We start from the raw sequence: 19,370 nt of genomic DNA on the forward strand, positions 1-19,370 counted from the left end.
GTAAGACGTTTCTTCGGAGGAGATTTCCCGCTGGGAGCTCAGTGTTTTTGCCTCAAAAGCTTAATCCAATGGGATAAACCGCCTTTAACTTCGGAAATACGGCGCAGCAGCAGCACACCGGCAAATAAGGCATATGCAACAGACAGCTTCCCGGTACAGACAGCTTCTGTAGAATAGCACAGCTCATCCCGGAAAACCGGCACAACAAACATCCGCGGACGCTGCTGCAGCCGGACAAACTGTGACACCCAGCCCACTAGACTCCACTTTAGCCCCCAAAGTGCGCCTGTTGCCGTGGCTGTGTATGCTGCATCACCCAGCGAAAAATCCGTTGACCAGTCGAGCTTGGTAATCTTGACATGGGACAAGAGACCCTTGAGCCATTTCATCAAGCCCCGGGTTGCCCGCAATGCCTCTTTCAGATCGTCCGCCCATTCCTGCACCGTTTCTTTGTTGATCTGTCCTTCTGTATCAGAATCTTGCCGGACTGGGGCGATTCCGCTCTTTTCGAGCTTCACCTTCACCCCGCGTTCTATTCCTTCAAAAATTAGCTTTGGCAGCTCATAATGGAATTTAACCAGCCCAAACAAGGCTCTAATGTCAAATTCCACGCGGTCATCCTTACCGAGTCTGCATAGTCGGAAATGAAAATGGATAGAGGAAGACAGGGCGAGTACAATCACAAACAACAGCACGGCCAAGGGTATAACAAGCCATAACGTCACGGATTAACCTCCAAGCAGCCTTTTTATAGGAACACTTGGATTAGTATGGCAAAGTCGGCTGGAAAAAATTCGGGACGATCACAAAATTCCCAAACAAAGTGAAGCCCCGGCTTCGAAGGTTATACGGGCACTTGAGGGGGAACCTGAAGCAATACAAAAAACCGCTGCTCCCTAAAGGAACAGCGGCAGAAAAATATAAGTTCGTATTCCGGCTGGCCTGCCTAAGGCTGCTCGACATCGTCGAAGGTTAACTGGCTGTCCAGCTTGTTGAACAGGAGCTGCGTCTCTTCCTCAAGGCTGTCGGAAGTATCAAAGCTCGACGGCTCCGGCAGTTCCTTCAGGCTGGCCAGGCCGAAGCTGTCCAGGAATGACTTGGTCGTACCATACAGTATAGGGCGGCCAACGGCCTCTGCCCGTCCAACCTCATGAATCAGATCCTTGTTGTTCAGCGTATGAATCGCCCGTTCGGACTTTACTCCGCGGATTTCTTCAATCTCCACCCGGGTAATCGGCTGACGGTAAGCCACGATAGCCAGCGTCTCCAGTGCCGCTTGAGACAACGAGGATCTTGAAGGCGAGTACGCCAGGCGCTCAAAATACGGCGCATGGTCAGGCAATGTAGCCAGCCGGTAATTCCCGGCAATCTGCACCACCTGCAGACCGCGTTCCTGTGAAATGTAATCGTCCTTCAGCTCTTCCAGCGCTCTCGTTGCAAGATCCGGGCGCTGCTCGGTAATCTCGGCAATTTGACGGGCAGACAACCCCTCATCGCCGGACAGGAACAGCAATCCCTCAATAATCGATTTCAGCGTTTTGTAATCCACTGAACTCCTCTCCCCCTCTCCACTCCATTACAATGTCATCAAATAATTTCTCCTGATAGCAAAATATTGCCTTCATTTTCATCAGCTCCAGAATTGCCAGGAAGGTCGTTACGATCTCATGCCGGTCCATGCTCTCATGCAAAAGTGCAGAGAACCGCAGCCTGCCGCCCATCCCTTTGCGCATCAGCGCCTCAGATACATCCCGTATCCGGTCCTTCACCGAAATTTCGTCACGGGTAATCCGCTGATACGACGATCTTCTGGCTGCCTTGCTAAGCGCTTTGCGGAATGCGGCAATCAGATCAGACGTATGCAGCCCTTTCAGGGTGTTGTCCACCTGTGTCGGCACAAAAGGCCCTAAATCCTCAGGTTCCTTCGTAAAAATAAGGCTGCGCTCACTCTCCATATCGAGCAGCTGCACGGCAATGCTCTTGATTTTCCGGTATTCAATCAGCCGTTCCACCAGCTCTGCACGCGGATCATAGCCGTCATCCTCGTAGTAATCGAAATCCTCGATCTCAATGACCGGCGGCTTCGGCAGCAACAGCTTGCTCTTGATAGATAAGAGGGTAGCCGCCATTACGAGAAACTCACTGGTAATATCCAGCTCAAGCTCCTGCATCGTCTGCAGGTATTCCATGTACTGCTCGGTAATCTCGCTGACCGGAATGTCCTGGATGTCGATTTCCGCTTTGTCAATCAAGTGCAAGAGCAGATCGAGCGGACCTTCGAACGTCTCCAGCTTATACAATACAGTCACGCGATTTCCTCCTGCTAAAAAAAGTAAAGTGCAGCGCCGCTAAATGGACGCTACACAAGTAGAAAGATTTTTTATAGAACATGCTTTCTTCTCATACTTATAAATAAGCACGATTGTGACTGATTCGTCAAGAGGCTGTCTTACTTAAACAGCTTGTTCAGGTTAGCCATCTCGATGGCGGAGGTAGCTGCATCCCAGCCTTTATTACCCGCTTTGGTTCCGGAGCGCTCAATCGCCTGCTCGATATTCTCAGTAGTCACGACACCGAAAATGGTCGGAACGCCTGTCTTAAGATTGATTGCTGCTACGCCTTTGGCAACCTCGTTGCACACATAGTCATAATGTGTAGTAGATCCGCGGATAACGGTGCCGAGGGCAATTACAGCATCGTATTTGCCGCTTTCGGCCATTTTTTGGCAGATCAGCGGGATTTCGAATACGCCCGGAACCCAAGCCACATCCACCTCATCGTCGGCAACACCGTGGCGTTTGAATGCATCCAGGGCACCGGAAAGCAGCTTGCTGGTAATAAATTCATTGAAACGTCCTACAACTACACCATATTTCAAACCCTCAGATACTAAATGTCCTTCAAAATAATTCGGCATTGTGTTCATCAACCCTTCATGTTTAAGTTAGTAGTTTATGGTAAAAGTTAAGCTTTCGAATCCTCATTTTGTTCAATGTTGTCAAAAGTCAGCAGATGGCCAAGCTTGGCCTGCTTGGTATGGAGATAATTGGTGTTATCCTTATTCTCCGGCATCTGGATCGGCACGCGCTCCACAACCTCAAGACCATAGCCTTCCAGCCCTTTTATTTTGCGCGGATTGTTGGTCATCAGCTTAATCTGGCGGACGCCTAAATCCTTCAGGATTTGTGCACCGATGCCGTAATCCCTCAGATCAGCCGGGAAGCCCAGCTTCAGGTTGGCGTCCACAGTGTCCAGCCCTTCTTCCTGCAGCTTGTAAGCCCGCAGCTTATTGATCAGGCCGATGCCTCTGCCTTCCTGGCGCATGTAGAGCAACACGCCTCTGCCCGCAGCTTCAATCTGGCGCAGCGCCGCTTCAAATTGCGGGCCGCAGTCGCAGCGGTGGGAATGAAAGACATCACCGGTGAGGCATTCGGAATGCACGCGCACCAGTACCGGTTCTTCACCGGAGATGTCGCCTTTGACAAGGGCAACATGCTCCTTATCGTCCACCTCATTCGTATAGGCAATGGTCTGGAAGTCGCCGAAGTCTGTCGGAAGGTTCACCGATACTTCACGGTTGACCAGATGCTCCTTCTCATTACGGTAATGGATAAGATCCTTGATGCTGATCAGCTTGAGATCATGCTTCTTCGCAATTTCGACGAGATCCGGCAGACGGGCCATGGTACCGTCAGCCTTAACTACTTCACAGATGACACTGGCCGGATAAGCGCCGCACATGCGGGCCAGATCGACCGCAGCCTCGGTGTGGCCGGAGCGGCGCAGCACGCCGCCTTTCTTGGCTATCAGCGGGAACATATGGCCCGGTCTGCGGAAGTCTGACGGTTTGGCATTAGGGTCCATTAATGCTTTGATGGTCATGGAGCGCTCACCGGCTGAAATACCGGTAGTCGTATCAATATGGTCAACCGATACGGTAAAGGCGGTGCCGTGATTGTCGGTATTATGGGTAACCATAGGCTGTAGATCCAGCTCTTCTGCCCGTTCCGCAGTAATCGGCACACAGACCAGACCGCGGCCCTCCGTGATCATGAAGTTGATGACTTCCGGAGTGGAGCGTTCGGCCAAGGCGATGAAGTCCCCTTCGTTCTCCCGGTCCTCGTCATCCACCACGATGATTACCTTGCCGCGCATCAAATCATAAATGGCATCTTCAATCGAGTCCAAGACGCTGTCTTGCTTGTCATGCTCGCTCATAGTTCTGTCCTCCTGATGACTCTACACTGGCCCGCAGGCCGCTGTAAGCCTATTTCTTATTTATACAAACCCGTTCGCCGCCAGGAAATCATGGCTGATCCGGGAACTGCTCTCTTCTTCCTCACTGCCTGCTCCCCTGTAATGAAGGAGATGATCAACATATTTGCCGAGCACATCGCATTCAATATTAATGCTGTCGCCCGGACGTTTATGGTTAAGCACCGTTTCTCCAAGCGTATGGGGAATGATGGAGACGGTGAATGCTGATGAAGTCGTGTTTACCACGGTAAGGCTAATCCCGTCAATTGTAATGGAGCCTTTAGGGATAATGTATTTGAACAGGGAGGTCTTATCCGGCGTTATCTCGAACACAACTGCATTCTGGTCACGCTTCACGCTACGGATCTCCCCCGTACCATCCACATGACCCTGGACGATATGCCCGCCAAAGCGCCCGCCTGCGGCCATGGCCCGTTCCAGATTCATTTTGCTTCCGCTACGCAGCTCCTTCAGATTGCTGTTGCGGTAGGTCTGCGGCATGACATCAACGGTAAAAGAATGCTCGCCGATCGAGGTCGCCGTCAGGCAGACACCATTGACGGATACGCTGTCGCCGATTTTCAGATCACCCATAATGAGCGATGCGCCGATATTCAGCACCATCATCTCACCGCCGCTGCTGACGCCGCGCAGCACGCCAACCTCCTCGATTAATCCGGTGAACATGTTATCCCCTCCTAAAAGTTTTGTTGCTTTTGCTTCATTGGAGATACTTCTTACAAAACTCGCTTCGGAAGCATTCACTGCTTCCTAGCGGACCGGAGTCCCGCTGATACAGACATTATCCCCGAGCACTTCAACTTCCAATCCCTCCAGCATGACCGCGTCCTTCATGAGCTCCACGCCGGGGAATTCGAAGGTTCCCGCAGCCTGGCTCCCTCCGCCGACAATCTTCGGCGCGAAGAATAACACTACACGGTCAACCAGCCCGCTCTCCAGCATCGAGCCGTTCAGCGTTCCGCCGCCTTCAAGGAGAATGGAGCTGATCTCCATTTCGCCAAGCGCAACCATGGCGGCCTGCAGATCGACCCGCGGCCCTGCGCCGCTGACAACAACGGTAACGCCTGCTGCCTCAAGCGCAGCCTTATGGGCCGGATCAGCATCAGCTGTGGTGACGACAATTGTCGGCGCCTGGCCGTCAGTGACTACTGCCGATTCAAGCGGAATCCGTAAGGAGGAATCAATCACGATACGGATCGGATGGAGTCCGGGCACTTCCATTCGGGTCGTCAGTGAGGGATTATCGGCGATGACAGTATTGACACCAACCATTATCCCCTGGTGACGGTGCCGCAGCGTATGTACAATTTCCCGCGCTTGTCCATTTGAAATCCACTTGCTGTCACCCGTCTTGGTGGCGAGCTTGCCATCCAGTGTGCTTGCACTCTTAAGAGTCACAAACGGCTGCTTCGTCAGAATATACTTGATAAACTTCTCATTAAGCCGCAGCGCTCGGCTGCGCAGCAGCCCCACTTCAACTTCAATGCCTGCTCCGCGCAGCATTTCGATGCCCCGTCCCGCAACCTGCGGATTCGGGTCCTCACAGGCAACGACTACCCGTGCAACGCCTTCATCAATCAACCGCTGGCTGCAGGGCGGCGTCTTACCATAATGACTGCATGGCTCCAGGGTGACATAAGCAGTGCTGCCCTGCGCCTTACCGGCAGCCATATTGAGAGCATGGACCTCGGCGTGGCCGGTTCCCCTCTGCAGATGCGTACCCAGGCCGATCACAGCCCCGTCTTTTACGACTACACAACCGACAACCGGATTGATGCCGGTCTGTCCCTGCGCTCTTTCCGCCATATCCAGTGCAAGTGACATATAAAACTGGTCGTTCATGATATCCATGATCTGCCTCCAATCCTTACCAAGTATCTAAATGCCATCCAGCCATATAAGCTGAACTCAAGAATTACCTAGAGGCAAAAGCAGCGGAGGGGAAGTTTGGAACTGTAGGAGCGATAGCGTCCGCCTTTAGATTTGGATTTCTACCGCGAAAAGCGGTTAAATCAGGAAATCCAAATCTAACAGCGGCCGAAAGTCCAAACATTCCCCGTAGTCTGCGTTCGATGCCGGATAGTCAATCAAGAGTTCAACTTATATAAAAAACAGAAAAACCCGTCTCAATCTCCAGGCGGAGTTCAAGACGGGATATACGAGAGTTTACCGGAAATTCTAATAAATTGTGCGTAAATAAGCACCTTCACCTTTTCTTTGTGAAAGTTCGCACATAATATTTTGAAACACGGCTGTACGCCTGCCACCAGGTGGCAGAACGTCGATCTCTCCTTCTTCCATCCAGACTATACTGTCGGTCCCGGAATTGCACCGGGTCCACCGTTCGTATGAACCATACGACGCGGGTAGCGGACTAAGCACTCTAAGGGCTATTAAAGCCATTATTTAGTGACATCACCGCCGGTAGGGAATTACACCCTGCCCTGAAGGATCAAACCAATATGAAATTAATAATCGACTTACTGACTAAAATAAAGTTAGCACTATACGCTAAAAAAAGCAAGCGTATCATTTACGCCTGCTTCATTCTTAGCTTGTCCATATTGGTTCGGAACGCAGATATGTAACGAGCCTCTATACTTCCCCCTGCTTGCCCGTTCTCAGCAAATCACGGATTTCCGTCAGCAGAACAATTTCCGGATCAGGGACAGGCGTCTCTACTACCTCGACTTTAACAGCTTCCTTGCGTTTAAATCGGTTCGCCACCTTGATTACCATAAAGATCGAGAAGGAAATAATGAAGAAGTCAATCACACTCTGCAGGAATACACCGTATTTGACTGTTGCATCCAAATAAGTAAATGTTATATTTTCCAGGTTCTTCCCGCCGCTAATCAAGCCCATCAGCGGCATGATTATGTCTGCCACAAGTGATGAGACAATTTTGCCGAATGCAGCTCCAATGACTACTGCAACGGCCAGGTCGAGCACATTGCCCTTCATGGCAAAGCTTTTAAATTCTTTCCACATGTCGTTCCCTCCAATAGTTAAATTTTAAGTTATTATAGCATCAGCACTGTGAAAGACCAATGAACTCTTGGTTGAAGCCTGCTCTCTTTTAATTATGCAGCTCCCGGTATGTATCCTCGATGAATTTCCTGTGTACAGAAGGCGGATAATGCTGCACCCGTTCGAATGCAATCTGTGCTTGCTGGCGCGCCTCTTCCATCTTCCCTTGTCTGGCATAGATTCTGGCTTTATAGGCATACGAGGTGAACACACTGGCCCGGTCCAGCGGATGGTAGGCGTGATCCGGCAGCGTAACCTTTGACAACACCGCAAGCGCTTCCTCATCCCTTCCCAGATGATAGAGTGCAGCTCCGGTCACAAGGCAACCGCTGGATGCATATATGCTTTCCCTAGCCTGAAACTTCTGTCCCATTCGTAACGCATCCTCGTACCTCCCCTCCGCGTTAGCCTGTCTGATCTCAGCCAATTCAAGAAGCTGTACCGACAGCTCATCCTCGGTAAACTGCACAAACAGCCGCGCCTTATTCAAGTATGTTTTTGCTTCCTCCAGCTTCCCCGACATTTGGGCAAGATTGGACAACACGCGGTATAAATGATCTGTTAAATAATACACTCCTTCTTCGCGTGAGAGGGCAACAGCCGCCAGTGCGGCTTCCCGGCTCCCTTCGTAATCACCCAGAGCAGATAAAGAAACGCTCTCTGCATAATGTAGGTCGAGCTCGAAGAGAAAATCATTGCCGACTTTTTTGCTGGTATACTCCTCTCTGACCCGGAGTATCAGTTCCAGGCTCTCCTGGTACCGGCTTTGGGTGAACATGAGAGCATAGGCCAGATACTGTACTTTGGCACTCTCCACAAATAAGCCGAACCGCTCGTATATTTCAACTGCCCTGGTGATCGCATCAATCCCTCCGTCTGTCCCTGTATAAAAACAGGCATTTACATAGAACTCCATCAGACGCGCTGCATCCACGGTCATCGGAAGCTTCCCGTCCATAAGAGGCTTTACTGCAAAAATAATCGACTGGTAGTTTTTTTGCTTGAACTTAGCTTCGATGTCGCGGACCATGCGGGCCAGGTCTAGACTCGTGCCGTCTTCCAGGAAATAACCCGCATCTACGCCAAGCCGCTTAGCTAATATTTGCAGACTCCGCATGGAAGGCAGTGCACGGCCATTTTCAATTTGGCTGAGCATACTTTTGGTCATAGCCTCTCCGGCCAGCTCGCTCTGGGTAAGCCGCTTTGCCTTGCGGAGCTGTTTGATTTTTTCTCCGATCATCTGTTGGGTTGTTGTCATAGGGTGGCCCATCCTTCTATCCGTCTTGATCTCAGTATAGCTTATTATAGAGAGCGAGAAACAAAGTTAAATTAAATTAAACTTATTGTTGCGATTTCATGGAATTGAGCATATTATAAGTTTAATATAATTTAACTTTATAAAGAGGTGGATGGTTTGAAAACGAAAAAAGGATATTTCGCCACTCCAAGCAGCCGTAATATGCTCCTGTTCTTTACCGGCAAGCTCGCTTCGATCCTAGGCTCCGGAATGTATACCTTTGTGGTGGGATTGTATATTCTGAAACTTACAGGCTCGGGAAGCAGCTTTGCCGTTACCATGATCTGCGGAATGCTGCCGCGGATTGTGCTTGCGCCCTTCGCCGGTGTGATGGCAGACCGGATGAACCGCCGCCGGTTGCTCATATACTCAGACCTTGCGGCCGTCCTGACTCTGCTGCTAGCCTTTCTGGCGGTCTCCCTGGGTGGAGTTATGCTGCTGCCCATCTATACCTCTCTGGTTCTGCTGTCCGTATGCTCCACCTTCTATGGAATCTCCGTCTCCTCCTCCCTGCTCCAGCTCGTCGATTCTCAGTATATCCAGCGCGCCGGCTCTCTCAACCAGATGGCTGGCTCCATTGGTAATCTGCTTGCACCTGTTCTTGGGGGCATGCTGTATGCTATCGTCCCATTCAAGCTCTTTATGCTGCTGAATGCGGCAGGTTTCACCATTTCTACCCTGATGAGCTGCGGACTCAGGTTCAAACGAGACCCGGAGCTAACGGAATCCGGCCGATCTGCAGATCCTGCTACCCAAAGCCATGCCGGGCGGGATCTATCGAATATGCTGGCAGAACTGCGCAGCAGTCTTACCGGCGGTATCTCTTATGTGTTTAAGCAACCAGTAATCCGGGCTGTCCTTATTATCGTGTTCTGGGTCAACTTTTTCGTGGTATCGCTGAACGTCGTGCTACCCTTTGTGGCTGTGGAGAATCTGTCCCTCTCATCCGGCCAGTACGGGACCCTGAATGCCATGCTGGCTGCAGGTATGCTGGTCATGTCCCTTCTGCTGAGCGTCCGCCGCCAAAGCAGCAGCCCGGCTCGCTCCCTGATCCGGGGGCTGGCGTCACTCGGTCTGCTGTTTATAGCTATGGCGCTGCCGCTGATATTCTCCTTCAGTACCGGCTCCGCCTTCATGTTCCTGCTTGTGCTGATGTTTCTGATCGGCAGTACGGTCATGAATATTAACATCCCTATTCAAGTGTATTTGCAGCAGACGGTGGAAGCGGATTACCGCGGAAGGGTGTTTGCCGTTGTTGAGACTGCATCGGGGGCAATTGCACCGGCAGGAATGATCCTGTATGGACTGCTCGTGGACCTGCTTCCAGCTGCGTTTCTCCTAACGGCCTCAGGATTGGCAATTTTGCTCGTCACTTTGCTTGGACGAAGAGGCCTAAAGAGCGGCAGTGAGCTGGAAGCCCATCAGAACCGGGAAGCCGAGGTACAGGTTCATGCCTGAGCGGCAACTGCCGTTTGTTAAGAAAAAGATAACAAAAATAGCACGCGGCAATATTCTGCCGCGTGCTATTGGATTTGCTGATCATGAAGTCAGCTGAATGTCTTGCCGGGTTTTACTGGTTCCGGTTCCTTCTGAATACCCGGTTTAGTATAAACCCGACTACAATCAGCCCAAGCCCTGCCAGATAAATCGGCATTGGACTGCTCTCGCCCGTCTGTGGCAGCCTGCCGCCGCTTGCCGGATCAGTCACCGTTCCCTTTGGAATATCATCTTCATCGATATCGACTTCCCCAAGCGGGATATCGTCATCGATAACTGTTTCATCCGGAGCTGCCGTTGCAGTTGCCGGCGGTGTTGACGGTCCAGCTGAGACTACCGGTGTTATCGCCGGCCCGCCAGGGATGGCATCATCATCAATAATCACTCCCGGAATCGGGGAGCTGGTTGGGAAAGGCGTGCCCCCCGGAAGCGCAGGTGATGGTGAAGCTGCTGCAGACGTTGTGGGTGCAGGTGAAACCTCTGCAGACGTTGTCGGTGCCGGAGAAACCACCGGCGATGCGGTTGCCGATGGAGACTCTGTCGGCGTTGTTGACGCTGTCGGTGCTGCAGTTGGTGTAGCAGTCGGCACTACTGGTGTATTGTACACCGTCAGATTGACGCCAGCGACGGAACTAATTGTAACAGGATACTCTCTTATATCCAGTACATATCCGCTCGGGGCTGCAGTCTCAATCAGGATGTAGCTGCCCAGCCAGATATTATTGAATACTGCAGTGCCTGCCGCATCTGTTGTACGGGTGTTGACCAGGACCCGTTCTGTGCCGTTAAGCCGGTACAGCTCAAATGTAGCACCTTCAAGCACCTTTTGGCTGTTCTGTGCATCCAGCTTTTTGACGGTCAGCATACCTTTAACTCCGCTGCCTGTGCCTGAACCGCTGGAGACACCAACGATCACTTCTGTAGTCGTAGCCTTCTCAATCAGGACGTTGTTATTTCCGCTGAATTTCACCTCGTTTACCAGCTTGTCGCCAGTATTCGCCACAATCAGTGACTGGTATTCCAGTACATAAGCGTAGTCGATAGCCGAAGTAAAGCTTAATTCGAAGCTTTGTTTGCCATCAGCATCAGCAATCACTTTCAGGGTATAGTCAGTACCTTTTGTTAATTCGGCACTGCTTTTCGTTACATCCCCGTTTGCTGCTACCACAGTACGATAGAGATGGAAGGAGTCCGGCAGCAGTATTTGATTCGTGCTTGGTGTATCTGTGATTTTAGCATCCTTCACATGGGACTGGGTCCGGTTAATGGCGATACTCCAATTCACTTTATCACCATTTTGCAGGCCGCTCTTGAATACATACTCACCGCCATGCGGAATGTTCACGGAAGCGGTCAAATCTTTGGATTTTCTCGTAGTATAATCCAGCAATTGGGCTGTATTGACAACAGTGCTGTCAATCAGCTGTCCTGCAAGGCTGGTTTTAAAGACAACAAAATACGGTTTATTGATGCTGTCCGTAAATACAAACCTGTACTCATTGCCGTTGTTGACCCGGTAACTATAGGCGTCTGGGGCCAATTCATTCCCTTTCGTATAGTCCCCGTTGGCATTCAGATTCATCTTATACACCTTGAGTGATCCTGGAACCAGTGTCTGCCCGGCTGTCAGAATGTCCGAAACAACAGGCTCTATTACCGCAATACTCGTATAATTGACACCTATAGTCCAGGTTATTTCTTTGGTTGCCGCATCATAAACTCCGCTCTTGAATCCGTTGTTCTTATACTCTGGGCGGGGAATAAACAATCCGTTCGCACTGGCCGTCCGTTTGCCTTCAATATCCTTCCAATCGACCGTAGCCGTGTTGAGGAAGTTATCGGCATTCCCCATCAGCGAGGCACTGCTGAATTGTGTAGTATAGCCGATCGTATAAGTACCGGTAATCGTTGATTTAAATATCACCTTAAATCCGGTATTCCATCCGGCATGCGGCGCACTAGATTCATTATAGTCCAGCGTATAGGCCGAGTTATCAAGCACCGCTCCGCTGCTATTTCGCACAACCAGTGAACCCGGTATAAACTTTAATCCGCCCTGCGGGAAGGTATCCGTCAGTACAACTTCCTTCATCGGATAATTGTCACCGTTCAGAGTGATCTTCCAGTTTACCGTCTGTTTCGAATAATCCACTCCGGACAGCGTTTTATAAATAATAGCCGGACGAATCAATTGAGTAGCTGAAACGCTGTAGGTACTGTCTGATACTGTGTTGGTAATTGTAGTATCTTTATATACCCGGCCCTGTGCCTCAGTCTTATACTCAATAAGGTAAGCGGAGGATATGCCGTTCAGGAACTCCAGTTTGAAGCCCGCCTTCTCTACTCCGATAATACCGGTTAGCGTATAGTCCACATTCTCCGCCAGAGCCGTACCCTTCGTAGCTTTTCCCGTAGAATCAAGTGTTACCGGATATACCGTAACCGAGTCGGTTATCAGCCGCTGTGAATCATCGAATAGATCTGTCAGCACAGCACTCTGCTGCGGGATAACCCTCTTGTTATAATTGTATTCGATCGCCCAAGTGGTAATATGCTTACCCCATTCGTAATTGAGCGCCTTTTTGTTCAGGCTTCCGCCACGCTGCACAGCAACTGTTGCTGATGCGCTGACAGGATCACGTCCGTCTCCGGTAAATGTAGCCGTGTTAGTGTAGCTGGCTTCGTCACCTGTAATTCCAGTGGAGTAGGCGATCCGGTATGCTCCGTTTAGCACGGAATCCGTGAAACGGACGATCAGCGTGCCCCCGGTTACCTCAGCACTGTATCTGCTGGTATCAATCAAGTTACCCTGCAGGACTGTTCCATCCAGCTGTACGTTCAGCTGATAGACAGCGAGGGTAACCGTACTATCCAACGACAGTCCAGCAGGAATAGGATCGGTAACCACGGCATTCTGAACGGATTCCAGTTTCTTGTTCACATCGACTGTCCAATCGATATGGTCCGCGTTGAAGCCGCTGGACACACCATTCTTGGCAATGGTAGAACTGACCTCCGGCCTGAATTGCACCGTCACAGTCTGTATAGCTCCCTCAACCGGGAACAAAATCTGCTCGACCGTACTGCCGTTCAATTGGGTGCGGTCAAATTTTGTATTAACCCGCAGCGTCCCATGGACATTGCCATGATTCTCAATGTAATTATTGAAGGTCATGACCACCTGATGTGTGGATTGGCTGATCGTAAAATCACCGACCTGCCCATCATCCGACACTAGCGCTCCGCTGATGTCATTGAACAGCTGAAACTGTCCGGGAAGCTGGAAGGTAAAGGTATCTCCGGCAGTGTAGCTGTGTCCGTCCGGAAGTGCCCAGGTATAATCCAAGGTTACCTTGGAATTAACATCATACACACTGTCCGTAACTGTGTTTCCGTCCGGCCCGTAGACTGCCATAGAAACACTGGTAATGATGTTCGTTTCATGATCAATGGCAGCAGCTTTAACCTGTGACGTGAATCCGATGCCGTAGGCATATTGCACAAAAAGCAAAAGAATCACAATGGCCAGACTTACTTTTTTTCTCATCATTCCCCGGTAGCCCCCGTTTCTGAAATTATAAATTCCGCCCAAAAGCCAGTTATGTATGTCGGTACTCCGCATCCATCTTATGTCAGATTGCAGAATTCTCTTCCTTTTCTGGTCAGCTTGAGCGTTATATACTTATATCACCGAAGTATAGATCTTTAGAATCAGATTATGTTTAAAATAAAATAATTATTTTTGGGGAATATGTTCAATATCCGGGGGGAGAGAAAATTGTGAACCTTACTACCTTTTTTGGGCGGATGCATGCGACGGATTTCGTCATGTTTTCCTTGCCGCATCTCATTGCTCTGGCTTTGGTCGCTTTAGCTTGTCTGCTGCTGTTCGCCTCGCGGGCTGCACTTCTTTCCCGCCCTGTTCTCAGGGATACTGTCCGCTTCCTGCTGGTCATTGTTCTGCTGGCTTCGGAAGGCGGGCTGCATCTTTGGTACCTATCTCAGGACATTTGGACCATTAAGCATTCACTTCCGCTGGAGCTGTGCGGAATCACGCTGCTCTTATCCGCGATCATGCTGCTTACCCGCAGCCGGCTGCTCTATTCCTTTCTTTATTTCGCCGGCATCGGCGGCGCTTTTATCGCACTGCTCACACCTAATCTGGTCTACCCGTTTCCACATTTCCGCTTCCTGCTGTTTTTTACCGCCCACGGAGCCATCGTGCTGGCCTCCTTGTTCATGACCTGGGCCTATGGCTTCCGGCCGGACTTAAGGTCACTGTTCTTCACCATGGGCTGCCTCAATATGATCGCCGCCTGCGTCTTTGCCGCGGATAAACTGCTGGACACCAACTACATGTTCCTGGCGCATAAGCCGGATACCTTGTCTGTACTCGATTATTTCGGCCCCTATCCCTACTATCTATTGGTCGAAGAGATCTTTGCGTTCGTGATCTTCCTGCTGATGTATCTGATCTTTTTCAAGCTGCCCGGGCACTTCAGCTCTCTCCGCAGCCGCAGAAGCCGGAATAGTTAATTCTATAAAAAGACAGCACCCTGCTGGTCTAAACCCGCAGGGTGCTGTCTGAAAAATAAAAGAGGGCGGTTCACCCGCCCTCCGAAATCCAATCCTTACGCTTCGATGATTTCCACCGAAGTCATTTTGTCGCGTCCCTGGAAGCTGTCAACCAGCTCCATGCCTTGTACGACTTTACCGAATACAGTGTGTACTCCGTCAAGGTGCGGCTGTGGTGCGTAGCAGATGTAGAACTGGCTTCCACCTGTGTTTTTGCCGGCATGCGCCATAGCCAGCGTTCCGCGCTCATGCTTGTTAGGGTTGATCTCACAGTTGATTGTGTAACCTGGACCGCCGGAACCTGTACCGTTCGGACATCCGCCTTGAGCTACAAAACCAGGGATAACACGGTGGAATACCAATCCGTTGTAGAAACCGTCCTTAGCCAGCTTCTCAAAGTTGGCTACAGTATTTGGAGCATCCTGTTCGAACAGATCGATCAGCACTACGCCGCCGTTTTCAAGAGTAATCTTCGCTTGCTTTGCCATATGTAAATGACCCCTTTCAAAATAACAGATGTAGAACACTTTTATTAGTTTACTATGAATTCACGCACAAAGCAAAGCCAGCGGGAGTGTTTCCCGCTGGCTTCATGCACATCTTCTTAAACTGCGGTTTTCGGCAGGGCAGTAATTATTTCGTAACAGCCTGCTTGGCAATACGCTCGGGTACAATATCGTTGGCTACGATGTCATGATGGGACTCGCGGCGCACAACCAGATCGCTCTGTCCATTCTGTACAAAGACCACAGCCGGACGACGAATCCGGTTGTAATTGCTGGCCATCGAATAATTATATGCACCGGTGCAGGCCACTGCAAGCAGATCTCCGCTCGCAACCTTAGGAAGCTCCACGTCCCAGATCAGCATATCACCGCTCTCGCAGCATTTTCCGGCAATGGAGACTGTTTCTTCATTGGCTTCCGTAGCACGGTTAGCCAACAGCGCCTCATACTTGGATTCATAGAGTGCAGGGCGCGGATTATCTGTCATGCCGCCGTCAACAGCCACATATTTACGGACTCCCGGAATCTCCTTATTCGTTCCCACGGTGTACAGCGTAGTGCCGGCATCACCGACGATGCTGCGGCCCGGCTCTACCCAGATCTGCGGCAGCGAGCTGCCGATTCCGCTGAAATGTGTCTTCACCGCATCCGTGATGGCCGCAACATATTCAGAGACCTGAAGCGGCGTATCGCCTTCCACATAACGGATACCAAAACCGCCGCCGAGGTTGACGACAGGGAAATCAATGTTCAGCTCTTCCTTCACTTTGCGGGTGAAGTCAGCGATCCGTTCAACCGCAAGCTGGAAGCCCTCGGTTTCGAAAATCTGTGAGCCGATGTGCGAATGAACGCCAAGCAGCTGCAGGTTGGCTTTGTCCGCAGCCTGCTGCACCGCAGCATAAGCGGAGCCGTTGCCGATATCAAAGCCGAACTTCGAATCGGTCTGGCCGGTCGAAGCATAGGCATGGTGGGCATGGGCTTCAACGCCCGGCGTTACGCGCAGCAGCACATTTACGGTCACTTCTTTGCTGGCAGCAATAGCTTGCAGGAGGTTCATCTCCACCAGGTTGTCGACCACGAAGCAGCCGATTCCCGCTTCAATCGCCATTTCAATCTCATCCGGTGTCTTATTGTTGCCATGGAAGTGAATGCGCTCCGCCGGGAAGCCGGCCTGCAGGGCTGTATACAGCTCTCCATCCGATACTACATCCAGTGACAAGCCCTCTTCATCGGCCAAACGGCACATAGCCATGATTGAAAAAGCTTTGCTGGCATAGGCTACCTGAAATCCGAGTCCGGAAGCTCTGAAGGCATCCATGTATTCGCGGCAGCGGCGCCGGATTAATTGCTCGTCCATTATATATAGCGGGGTACCATATTCCGCCTTCAGTTCGGTTACATCACATCCGCCGATTTCCAAATGACCGGCATCATTAATTCGGCTCGTCCCGTGTAAAAACATTGTTCAGTCCTCCAATTTCTGTGGAATATCTCGATTCCAACCTGTCTATTATATGTTATTCAGCCCCGCAGAGTTCTAAAATTAGGCAGATTACTTAAAACTCATTCCTTACAAGGGCTATTTAGTGTATTCAGTATAGCAGACAGAGGGAACGCCATAGAATGGACTAATTTGCAGTTGATTTGTATTTTTGTGCGACTATTGATCATTCTCCTGAACGGGCGGCATCCGGGTATTATCTCTTGTTTTGTTGAAAGAAGGCCTTGTTTTGGCGCTGAGCACAGGCTGCCGTACGAGAATAGCACCAAAGGCTTTTGCATTAAACGGTATAAACGGCCACAAATACGGGGAGTTGTACGACCGGTGAAGGGTCAGCAGTACGATAAGCAGTGTAGTACCGATCATAAACCCCTGCACCTGGAACGCAGCCACCGCGAGCAGCAGCCCAAGCCTGACGATCCGGTTAGCCAGCCCCAGCTCATAGCTCGGCGTTGCGAACATCCCGATGGAGGCCACCGCCATATACAGCACCACTTCATTGACAAAAAGTCCGGTCTGTACGGCGATATCACCCACCAGTATCGCAGCAATCAGACCCATGGCTGAGCCGAGCGGCGTCGGTGTATGCACAGCTGCCATCCGCAGGAGATCGACCCCAAGCTCTACGATCAGGAACTGGGCCAGGAGCGGGATTTTGGCCATTTTCTGTGGTCCGATAAAGTCGAGCATAGCCGGCTTCAGCTCCGGATGAATAACGAGCAGCATCCATAAAGGGAGCAGAAACATGGAGGCGAATACGCCGATGAACCGCACCCAGCGCAGATAAGTTCCCATGAACGGAGTCTGCCGGTTCTCCTCTGCATGCTGGCAGAGATCAAAGAACGTCGTCGGCAGGACAATAACGCTTGGCGAGGTATCTACAAAGATGACCAGCCGGCCTTCCAGCAGATGCGAAGCTACAGTGTCTGGACGCTCTGAATAACGGACCAGCGGATAAGGATTCCACCCTCTGCCCACGATTGCTTCTTCCAGCTGCTTGTCCGCCAGTGGTATGCCGTCGATGTCGATGCTCTTAATCTTGTCAGTGACAGCCTTCACCTGCGTCTTGTCCACGATGTCATCAATATACGCCACACAGACATCAGTCCGCGTCCGGCGGCCTACCTGGTGCATCTCATATTTCAGTCCGGGGTCGCGGATTCTTCTGCGTACCAGCGCCACGTTGCTGAGAAGGGTCTCCGTAAACCCGTCACGCGCACCGCGCACTACCCGCTCAATGGAGGGCTCATCGGGACTGCGTGAAGGATACGAGCGGGTATCCATAATGATAACCTGTGTCTCCCCTTCAATGAAGAACACGCTCATGCCCGACAGCACCTTGTTGACGCTCTCGCTCAGCAGATCACCTTTTTCCACCTGCACATGGGGAATGTATTCGCTCATGAAGCTGGCAAGCACATCAGCGGATATATCGTCAGGTGTCAAATAGGTCAGCCGTTTCAGAATTTCGTCAATGATCGTATCCTTGGCGAACCCGCTGATGCAGAGCAGTGCAGCCCTGCGGCCGCCAAAGGACATTTCCCTGAATACGATGTCAAAAGAGGAGCCGAGTCCCAGCACCTCTGTCAGGGTAGCTTTCGTATCCTCCAGCCGCACGGGAATTTTGTCATTTCCCTGCCAATAAATAATCGATTGCTCCAGGGAATCTGAGTGCTCAGTATCGCGCTTCTCCTGCAGCGGATCGGCCTTTTTGGGTGCCTGTGACTGAGCTTGCTTTTTGTCGGTCTTGGACTTCTCGGCCTGATCCTTCAGGCCCCCGGCCTCCGCTTCTGCCTGCTGCTTGCCTTGTTTATCTATCCCCGGATCCTCAGCGGATTCTTCCTCCTCCGTTTCCGGATCATCTCCGAATAGTCTGGCAAAGAACCCCCTTTTGGCAGGTTCCGGCTCCTCTGTTCCCAGCTCGCTTGACGCCTCTGCATCCTGCTTCTGCCCGCCTGGATCCATATTTTCGTCTTGTTCACTGTCGGCTAATGCCTTACTGTTTGTCTCCGGATTGCCTTCCTCGTTGCTTTCAGCACCCTCCGGCTCCTTTGCATCTGCCTCCAAACTTTCTCCGGTATCAGAACTGCCTTGGACCTCCGGCTCTTCTTCCTGCTGCGAATCCGGTCCCTCCTGATCCGGCGTCCCTGCACCATTCGAAACCTGCAAATCGTGATCGCAATAACCGGTCGCCCCGGCATCCACACCAATATCTGTCCCAAGCTCAGCGGAGGCCTCAGCATCCTGGTTGCCGGATGTTTCAGTCTCCAACGGGATGTCCTCTGTTTCTGAATCGCTGTCTAACAGTGTGAATATATACTCCTTCTCGGACTGTCCGCTGCTCTGTCCACTTGCGGATACCTCGCCAACACCGGATAAATCCGGTTCAGCCTCCCCTCGGGGCGAAGCTGAGCGATCCCCCGGCGGCCGGTCCGCTTCCGTGTCTGAACTGCCCGAAGCTTCTGGCTCCGCTTCCTGCTTCGGCTCTTCGTCTTCTTGATCCGGTGAGCGGTCTCCGGCTGTAGAAAGGTCTCCTTCTGGAACAGTTTGCCCATGGTCAAGCAGCGCGCCCAGTTCTTCCGCTGCTTCCGCTTCACCCGGCGGGCTGTCAAGAGAGCTCTTGTCTTCGGAGTCTGCCTGTTTAGCTTTAACATGATCTTTATCATCAACGTGATCTCCACTATGA

Annotated in this window: 15 protein-coding genes and 1 riboswitch; of the genes, 2 read left to right on the forward strand and 13 right to left on the reverse strand. The window is 51.3% G+C overall.

The window, feature by feature from the left end:
• Positions 1 to 38 precede the first annotated feature (38 nt).
• The 9 genes from QU597_RS18910 to QU597_RS18950 all read right to left on the reverse strand — a co-directional run bounded on the left by QU597_RS18910 (position 39) and on the right by QU597_RS18950 (position 8,566).
• Positions 39 to 725 carry a DUF2953 domain-containing protein gene (locus QU597_RS18910; RefSeq protein ID WP_310829360.1) on the reverse strand — a complete coding sequence of 229 codons (687 nt, stop codon included), beginning with the start codon at positions 723 to 725 and terminating at the stop codon, positions 39 to 41.
• Between the two features lie 221 nt (positions 726 to 946).
• Positions 947 to 1,549 carry an SMC-Scp complex subunit ScpB gene (gene scpB, locus QU597_RS18915; RefSeq protein WP_206100881.1) on the reverse strand — a complete coding sequence of 201 codons (603 nt, stop codon included), beginning with the start codon at positions 1,547 to 1,549 and terminating at the stop codon, positions 947 to 949.
• Positions 1,518 to 2,309, reverse strand: a complete 792-nt coding sequence (locus tag QU597_RS18920; RefSeq protein WP_206100882.1) for a segregation and condensation protein A — start codon at positions 2,307 to 2,309, stop codon at positions 1,518 to 1,520. The genes scpB and QU597_RS18920 overlap by 32 nt, the downstream gene beginning before the upstream one ends.
• Positions 2,310 to 2,449: 140 nt before the next feature.
• Entirely contained in the window at positions 2,450 to 2,917 is a 468-nt protein-coding gene (gene ribH / locus QU597_RS18925; RefSeq protein WP_054941407.1) for a 6,7-dimethyl-8-ribityllumazine synthase, read from the reverse strand.
• A gap of 47 nt (positions 2,918 to 2,964) precedes the next feature.
• A complete protein-coding gene (locus QU597_RS18930; protein WP_054941408.1) occupies positions 2,965 to 4,218 on the reverse strand; it encodes a bifunctional 3,4-dihydroxy-2-butanone-4-phosphate synthase/GTP cyclohydrolase II in 1,254 nt (417 codons plus the stop codon).
• 60 nt (positions 4,219 to 4,278) lie between these two features.
• Positions 4,279 to 4,944, reverse strand: a complete 666-nt coding sequence (locus QU597_RS18935; protein WP_206100884.1) for a riboflavin synthase — start codon at positions 4,942 to 4,944, stop codon at positions 4,279 to 4,281.
• Positions 4,945 to 5,028: 84 nt separating this feature from the next.
• Positions 5,029 to 6,129: a bifunctional diaminohydroxyphosphoribosylaminopyrimidine deaminase/5-amino-6-(5-phosphoribosylamino)uracil reductase RibD gene (gene ribD / locus QU597_RS18940; protein WP_310829361.1), complete on the reverse strand. Its 1,101-nt coding sequence runs from the start codon at positions 6,127 to 6,129 to the stop codon at positions 5,029 to 5,031.
• 434 nt (positions 6,130 to 6,563) lie between these two features.
• Positions 6,564 to 6,734: riboswitch (FMN riboswitch) on the reverse strand.
• Between the two features lie 139 nt (positions 6,735 to 6,873).
• Complete coding sequence (gene mscL / locus QU597_RS18945) at positions 6,874 to 7,269, reverse strand: large conductance mechanosensitive channel protein MscL (RefSeq protein WP_310829362.1); 396 nt, start codon at positions 7,267 to 7,269, stop codon at positions 6,874 to 6,876.
• Positions 7,270 to 7,357: 88 nt separating this feature from the next.
• Positions 7,358 to 8,566, reverse strand: coding sequence for a helix-turn-helix domain-containing protein (locus tag QU597_RS18950; protein ID WP_206100944.1), 1,209 nt, complete (start codon positions 8,564 to 8,566; stop codon positions 7,358 to 7,360).
• A 156-nt stretch (positions 8,567 to 8,722) separates the two neighbouring features.
• Here QU597_RS18950 and QU597_RS18955 point away from each other — a divergent pair, with 156 nt between their 5' ends.
• Complete coding sequence (locus QU597_RS18955) at positions 8,723 to 10,063, forward strand: MFS transporter (protein ID WP_206100945.1); 1,341 nt, start codon at positions 8,723 to 8,725, stop codon at positions 10,061 to 10,063.
• Positions 10,064 to 10,175: 112 nt separating this feature from the next.
• On the opposite strand, the gene QU597_RS18960 is transcribed toward QU597_RS18955, so the two are convergent.
• The gene (locus QU597_RS18960) at positions 10,176 to 13,652 is read right to left on the reverse strand and encodes a collagen binding domain-containing protein (RefSeq protein WP_310829363.1); all 3,477 of its coding nucleotides are present in this window, start codon (positions 13,650 to 13,652) and stop codon (positions 10,176 to 10,178) included.
• Between the two features lie 230 nt (positions 13,653 to 13,882).
• Here QU597_RS18960 and QU597_RS18965 point away from each other — a divergent pair, with 230 nt between their 5' ends.
• Entirely contained in the window at positions 13,883 to 14,638 is a 756-nt protein-coding gene (locus QU597_RS18965) for a YwaF family protein (protein WP_310829364.1), read from the forward strand.
• A gap of 95 nt (positions 14,639 to 14,733) precedes the next feature.
• Here QU597_RS18965 and QU597_RS18970 read toward each other — a convergent pair whose 3' ends face one another.
• From QU597_RS18970 to QU597_RS18980, 3 genes are all read right to left on the reverse strand, one after another.
• Positions 14,734 to 15,165 (reverse strand): peptidylprolyl isomerase, encoded by a 432-nt coding sequence (locus tag QU597_RS18970; protein WP_054941416.1) that lies wholly within the window; start codon positions 15,163 to 15,165, stop codon positions 14,734 to 14,736.
• 145 nt (positions 15,166 to 15,310) lie between these two features.
• Complete coding sequence (gene lysA / locus QU597_RS18975) at positions 15,311 to 16,645, reverse strand: diaminopimelate decarboxylase (protein ID WP_310829365.1); 1,335 nt, start codon at positions 16,643 to 16,645, stop codon at positions 15,311 to 15,313.
• Between the two features lie 198 nt (positions 16,646 to 16,843).
• Positions 16,844 to 18,649, reverse strand: coding sequence for a spore germination protein (locus QU597_RS18980; protein WP_370656278.1), 1,806 nt, complete (start codon positions 18,647 to 18,649; stop codon positions 16,844 to 16,846).
• Positions 18,650 to 19,370: the final 721 nt, after the last annotated feature.

Source organism: Paenibacillus pedocola (genome assembly GCF_031599675.1).
Lineage (GTDB): Bacteria > Bacillota > Bacilli > Paenibacillales > Paenibacillaceae > Paenibacillus_AQ > Paenibacillus_AQ pedocola.

Coding starts and splice junctions, on each gene's coding strand:
- ribH (WP_054941407.1), bottom strand. CDS start 2,917: ATGCCGAATTATTTTGAAGGACATTTAGTATCTGAGGGTTTGAAATAT.
- QU597_RS18930 (WP_054941408.1), bottom strand. CDS start 4,218: ATGAGCGAGCATGACAAGCAAGACAGCGTCTTGGACTCGATTGAAGAT.
- QU597_RS18935 (WP_206100884.1), bottom strand. CDS start 4,944: ATGTTCACCGGATTAATCGAGGAGGTTGGCGTGCTGCGCGGCGTCAGC.
- ribD (WP_310829361.1), bottom strand. CDS start 6,129: ATGGATATCATGAACGACCAGTTTTATATGTCACTTGCACTGGATATG.
- mscL (WP_310829362.1), bottom strand. CDS start 7,269: ATGTGGAAAGAATTTAAAAGCTTTGCCATGAAGGGCAATGTGCTCGAC.
- QU597_RS18950 (WP_206100944.1), bottom strand. CDS start 8,566: ATGACAACAACCCAACAGATGATCGGAGAAAAAATCAAACAGCTCCGC.
- QU597_RS18960 (WP_310829363.1), bottom strand. CDS start 13,652: ATGATGAGAAAAAAAGTAAGTCTGGCCATTGTGATTCTTTTGCTTTTT.
- QU597_RS18970 (WP_054941416.1), bottom strand. CDS start 15,165: ATGGCAAAGCAAGCGAAGATTACTCTTGAAAACGGCGGCGTAGTGCTG.
- lysA (WP_310829365.1), bottom strand. CDS start 16,645: ATGTTTTTACACGGGACGAGCCGAATTAATGATGCCGGTCATTTGGAA.
- QU597_RS18980 (WP_370656278.1), bottom strand. CDS start 18,649: ATGGATCCAGGCGGGCAGAAGCAGGATGCAGAGGCGTCAAGCGAGCTG.